Source organism: Leuconostoc sp., from assembly GCF_965300815.1.
In genome coordinates, this window is the sequence record NZ_CBDKZH010000186.1 from 1 (window position 1) to 1604 (window position 1604).

A 1604-nucleotide genomic window follows, 5' to 3' on the forward strand; every position below is an offset into this window, starting at 1 on the left:
AGAGACAACTTAATATTAGAATTGCAGAAAAACGGAAGGGAACAAATGACACAGGGGATTACAGCCTATTTAAATGACGATGGGGTCTTGATACAATGGCCAGCGAAATACCATAAAAAGCGTGACGTGATTGCTTATTTAGCCAGTAAGTTTGACAGTGATAAAACGTACGATGAACAGGACGTTAATTTAGTATTGCGGCGTTGGTCCTATTATGCGGACTATCCACTGCTAAGACGCGCATTAGTAGATTTTGGTTTGCTAACAAGAGATGCTTATGGGCTAACGTACCAATTGTCATCCGAAGTAAATAGTTTAGAAAACTAGTAACTGTGCTTGAGTAATTTTAAAGACGTGTTGTGATCAGCACACGTTCGCAGATGATGACTCAAAATAAAAAAGCGCTTATGCGCTTTTTTATTTTGTCGTTGTATGGTAATTTATTGGACTTGCCAATGATAACCTGCTGGCAATGCACCACCAGGTGCAACACGTGTTGAGTGGCCTTTGCGGGTTTGCCAAGTATAGCCATCTTGAATAGCCCATTTGTATGCCCCAGTATTATTAATGTTACCAGTGGCTGGTGCGGGGGCGACAGCTGTTTGGGCCGTCGCTGCCTGAGATTGCGCTGCTGCTTGTTGCGCAGCGGCCTCACTAGCGGCGCGCGCAGCACTTTCTACAGCAACGCTTTCCGCAGCAGCTTGAGCGGCTGCTGCTGCGTTGGCCTTAGCTTCGGCTTCAGCTTTGGCCTGGTCAGCTGCTTCTTGTTCAGCTTTTAGTGTTTTTGCTTTATTGAGTGTGTTGCGTGCGGTACCATTACTGTAATCAATAATGGCATTTGGACTATCATTATTGAGGTAGACGACAGTCGCATCATCATTTCCATTTTCTTCACGATATGAGTGGAGATTAATTTTGACTTTTTCACCACGCGGATTGTAGCCAACATAAGCCAAGCGTACTTGTCGTGGTAGTAACTCATCGTTGCGATACAATGGTGTCACTTGATAATCGAGGCGATAGCCTTTGTGTGTCTTTAACCACTTGGCCAGATGATTTTCATAATAAAGCATGGATTGCTTATTAGCAGCATTCATGCTTTTAAGGGCACCGGCATTTAAATAAGCGGTTTCAGGCACTAAATTTTTAGGTTCGTCATTGAGACCGCTGAATTGATAACCGACTAAATGGCCACGATTGAATAACCACTCTTTACTGATTTTACCGTTACTTTTTTCATATTTGAAACGATAGTTGTGCCAACCAACTGGATTGTAAGTCAAATGTGCTGCGCGTTTGGCAGTTGTCTTGTCAGTATTAGCCAACTGAATATGTGCATCCGTTGCCCGTTGTTTGTCATCATGATCACCTAAGACAAGCTGTTTAGATTGACTGAAGGCCAACGGCCGTTGTTCTGCACCCGTCAGTGTTGCATCGCGATAGGTTTGGTCAGCGGCAACTGGGGCAATTCCCATTAAGCCAACGACACTCGAAAAAACAGCCAAAATGACTGTCCGTTTTATGTATTGAAACATCATATTCTCCTAAATTCTTCCGAAAAATAGTAATCTGTCGAATGGTCCTTTTTTAAGGAACATTTATAA

Annotated in this window: 2 protein-coding genes; one reads left to right on the plus strand and one right to left on the minus strand. The window is 43.1% G+C overall.

The features are described 5' to 3' along the window. A partial coding sequence (locus tag ACW12G_RS07945) for a DUF2087 domain-containing protein (protein WP_455647713.1) occupies positions 1 to 327 on the plus strand: 327 nt, incomplete at its 5' end. Between the two features lie 113 nt (positions 328 to 440). Here ACW12G_RS07945 and ACW12G_RS07950 read toward each other — a convergent pair. Further along, positions 441 to 1538, minus strand: coding sequence for a DNA/RNA non-specific endonuclease (locus tag ACW12G_RS07950; protein WP_455647714.1), 1098 nt, complete (start codon positions 1536 to 1538; stop codon positions 441 to 443). Positions 1539 to 1604: the final 66 nt, after the last annotated feature.

Excerpts from the sequence above, each read along its gene's own strand:
- ACW12G_RS07950 (WP_455647714.1), bottom strand. The coding sequence starts at position 1,538 with ATGATGTTTCAATACATAAAACGGACAGTCATTTTGGCTGTTTTTTCG.